The organism is Pseudomonas sp. EA_65y_Pfl2_P74 (assembly GCF_963970575.1).
In the GTDB taxonomy this organism is placed as follows: Bacteria; Pseudomonadota; Gammaproteobacteria; order Pseudomonadales; family Pseudomonadaceae; genus Aquipseudomonas; species Aquipseudomonas baetica_A.
Map to the genome: position 1 here is coordinate 1 of NZ_CAXAOQ010000064.1, position 4,230 is coordinate 4,230.

The window sequence follows — 4,230 nt, forward strand, 5'->3', positions numbered from 1 at the left end:
AAAAATGGTTGGGCGAAAACAATCTGCGCCTGAGCATCGGCGGCTTTGTGCGCAGCTTGATCAGCGAGGATGGCGCCGAACTGGCCGGTAATCTCAGTTATCGCTACAAGGATCGCGACATCAGCCTCACGCCCGAGCAGGGCCAGATCATGCTCGACACCCAGGATCGCCTGCATGAAGAACTCAGGGTTGAAACCCGGAATCGTCAATACGGCGGTCGGCCGACCCAGGCCGAAGCGGCCGCCCGTGATGCGCGTATCGCAGCCATCGTCGGCCCGGTGCGGGCGTTTATTCCGGCCGACCTGTACTACGAAGCGGAGGAAGTGGTCCGGCAATACCGCGCGGAAAAACACGCCAACCTCAACAATCACGCATTCAGCGCCAAGGTCGGCAAGTACATCGACCTCGATGCCATGGACACATGGTTCACCGACACCGCCGCCGGCCACTTCCAACAACTCGAACAACACCACACTGCGTTGTTCGCCGACCGTGGCGTGTACCTGAAACGCTCGGCCAGCGGCACCTGGTTTGTCGATTACGACGATCTGCCGACGCGCCAATGGCTGACTGAACTCGCCAGCGGTTGCCTGACCGCGCAATGCCTCCGCGCCCAAGGCGCCGAGCAATACGCCGACTACGTGCGCGCCGCCGACGGTGGCGCACTTCGGCAACTGTTCAACGCCTGGACACCGTCGCTTGAGGCGGCAGTCAACAACGCCTCGCGCCTTGGCGAGTTGATGGCCGCCCTGTCCGCCGACAACATCAGCGCCACCCATCAGGCCCTGGCGCCGTTGAGTGTGGTGGTGCTGGATGACATCGCGACCATGGCCCGCGAGGCCGACAGTCAATGGAATGTGCTGGTCAATCGGCTGGGTGCAGCGTTGTTGTTGCTCAAGGGTGACAAGGGTTTCAGCGCGTCGTGGATGAGCATTTTTCTTGCCGCGAGGTTGGGCGGGGAAAGCCGTTTGCAGTTCGTGACCGAGGGCGCGCGGCAAGTGTGGAAGTTGTTCGGGCAACGGGCCGAGGCGTTGGGTGAATGGGTGAACAAGACGGGGAAAGCCATTGGGGTTGGGCGGGTGGAGCGGATTGTGAATTCGCCCGTGGTGGTCAACAGCGGGGGAGTGGTGCCGTTGGCGGCGTTGTTGGTGAACGTGGTGAATGTGCAGAATTATTTGAGCGAGGCAGGGGTGCTGGAGGGGATGGATGCTCGGCGAGTGAATGACACGGTGTCGGCGAGTTTGTATGGGGCGGCGGCGTTGGTGGCGGTGGTGGATAGTCAGGTGCGGATGGGGTTGGGGGTTAAGGAAATGTCCGTCAAGCTTCCGGGCGGCAGGATGGGAAGCGCACCAATGCTGACGTTGTTTGGTGGGGTGATTGGTGCGCTTTCTACTGGTGCTGCAATAAACGAATTCCAATCCCTGCAATCACGATTGGAAAGCGCCCAAAACCAAGTCGATCCATGGCTGCAGATGCGTCAGATCGCGGTCGGAGGGCAGGTAGCAGCCTTCGGCGCCCAAGCGATATTGGGGCTTGGCTATACCGCCCGCGCCTTGGCCGGTTCAGTAACAGCGGAAGTCGCCATCTTGCGCTACACGCTCTACATGGGACCGTTGAACTGGATCATTCTAGGCCTTGGCGTACTGTATCTGACTGCCTGGATTTTTGAGAAAACACCGCTGCAAAACTTCCTGAACAATTGCTGTTGGTCTAAAGCGCGTGCTATCGATCTGGACCCCATCGCGCCTAAAGCCCAACACGACGAACTCGACCGTTTGTACCTCATCCTCTATACGCCTCGGGTCACCATGCAAAGCAGTTCTAATCAGGCGACTGATAACGGTCGTTCCGGTCTGGCGTTCGTCAGCGCCATTGATTCTCTGACCATCGATTTGCCAGGCGCCGAGCCAAACAGTGTCTACCTGGAGCTGAGCATGGTCGGTGACCCGGTGGATACCCTCGCAAACCGCTACCTGATCAAAAATAGTCCGAGCGACTATTTCAGGCCACCCCGTCCGTGGCGCGATATGACGCCCTTCTGGTTGTCCGACAGCAGTTGCCAGTGGATACCGTTCGAGGAGGGTCAGGGCCTGCGTATAAGCGGTCCTTTCAAAGAGGTGAAAGACTTGCTGAACACACCACCCAGCACGTTGTCGCTAAGGTTGCGTTATCGCACCCCACTGATCGCGATACTCGGCGCTCGAAGTTTTATCGGCGGGGAGCGAGGTTTGGCTTTTACCTTGAACAACTCCACGGGTGTCGTAGCGCTGCGAGCCGACCCAACGCCTGAACTTGATCGTGTACCGAATTATCCGCTCGGTGAGGATCATCCCGGCGCCATTTACCTGCAACCCAAGGACAAACGATGAGTACGCCACCGGCGGGCACAACGGGAAAAAGGATTTTTTCGCGTAATGACTATCTGGCTCCATTGCCCATTCCCACGGGTGAAAAGCCTTGTGATGTGCTCAACACCATCTGGCGCAAGAACGAGGTGTTTCTCGATATCGGTAACTACAGCATCGGTTCGACGGTCATGGTGATGTGGCCGTCGCTGATGGTATTTGTATTTATGGGCTTCATCACTCCAGACCCCGGGCTGATCTGGATTGCGGCGTTATTGATCATAGGCATCCCTTCAATATTTGTGATTCAAGGCCTCTTCCGCGAAGTCCCCTTACCTATACGCTTCAACCGCCAACGCCGCGAAGTCTGCGTCCCCCGCAACGATGGCGAATTCTGGATCGTCCCTTGGGAAACCGTGACAGCCGCCGCCACCCAGCATTCATCAGTCAGTCAGGCCGGCAAAGCCACGATGGGTCTACTGGTCATCGGTTTCGAAAACCCCGACCCGCACGCTACGGAAGACAACAAGCATTTTTCGCTGGGCTTCAACTGCGGTGGCGGCACCACGGCAATGGCGTTGTGGGAATGCATGCGCAGTTATATGGAAATTGGCCCGCAAGTTTTGCCACAGACAAATGACTTCGAGGGCGGACGAGAAAAGCTGCGGGGCAGAGGCGTCTTTTGGGGCATTTGTTGTGAATATGTGGATGGCATCAGACATCATTTGGTCGCGCAAGAGGTTGGCAAGGCAGCGTGGCTGATCATTGCTGCAGTGCTCTTGGGGGCACCACTGGCGATGATGTTGCAAGAGTGGAAGTTATCGCCACCGCCCGAGCTTTCTAATCCCGACATCATCGAATGGTCAAAACCACTCCTCCCGGAGCAATGGACCAAACGCTCCCCGGAGTTGGAAGAAGCCATCGTCAAGCGCGAAGCCGAGTTGGCCGGGCGAGTGGAGGCGCAGTCATGAGTACGCCACCGGCAGGAACGACGAAAAAACGGATGTTTTCGCGCAATGATTACTTGGCGCCATTGCCGATTCCAACCGGTAGAAAATCCTCTGATGTGTTGAATATCATCTGGCGCAAGAACGAGGTGTTTCTCGATATTGGTAATTACAGCATCGGATCTGCGGTGATGGTGCTTTGGCCTGGAGTGATGTTGTTTTTAGCTATGGCTTATGGGTTTAGGAACATTGCGCCAGACCTAAGTGCTTTTGCACTCATCGGTGGAGGAATAATCACGGGTGTTCCAGCACTGTTTCTGATCCAAGGCCTCTTCCGAAAAGTCCCCTTACCCGTACGCTTCAACCGCCAACGCCGCGAAGTCTGCGTCCCCCGCGAAAACGGCGAGTATTGGATCGTCCCTTGGGAAACCGTGACAGCCGCCGCCACCCAGCATTCATCAGTCAGTCAGGCCGGCAAAGCCACAATGGGTCTACTGGTCATCGCTTTCGAAAACACCGACTCGCAAGCCACGGAAGACAACAAGCACTTTTCGCTGGGCTTCAACTGTGGCGGCGGCACTACGGCAATGGCGTTGTGGGAATGCATGCGCAGTTATATGGAGATCGGGCCAGAGGCGGCACCGGATGCCGCAGCGCTTAATTCAGGGGCAAACCTGCGTTACTACATCGATTACATGAAGGATATAGCCAAAGAACGTGGCTGGTTTTTGACCCTGTTGTGGGAAGGTGTCTTTGGCGTATTCATCTTCAATGCTCCTCTCGCCACCTACCTGCAAAGGAAGAAGCTGTACCGGCGTTTTTCAAGGTTGTTGTCGCGTCGCCGTCTAACTATGCCGCTCTTTTCTCGGTCTGCTGCTGCCGATCCGGGTTCAACATCACAGTGCCCATCGGCTCCCAGTTTCTTGTCTGGCCAGACC

General features: G+C 57.0%; 2 protein-coding genes and 1 pseudogene. All 3 read left to right on the forward strand.

Annotation, left to right across the window (positions count from 1 at the left end; translation table 11 throughout):
* On the forward strand, window positions 1–2,369 hold a 2,369-nt coding region (locus tag AACY18_RS27720; RefSeq protein WP_339466827.1), incomplete at its 5' end, for a hypothetical protein.
* Entirely contained in the window at window positions 2,366–3,316 is a 951-nt protein-coding gene (locus AACY18_RS27725) for a hypothetical protein (protein ID WP_339466828.1), read from the forward strand. The genes AACY18_RS27720 and AACY18_RS27725, both read left to right, overlap by 4 nt.
* Window positions 3,313–4,101, forward strand: a pseudogene (locus AACY18_RS27730) (DUF6708 domain-containing protein); the annotation flags it as partial. The gene AACY18_RS27725 and the pseudogene AACY18_RS27730, both read left to right, overlap by 4 nt.
* Between the last annotated feature and the right edge of the window lie 129 nt (window positions 4,102–4,230).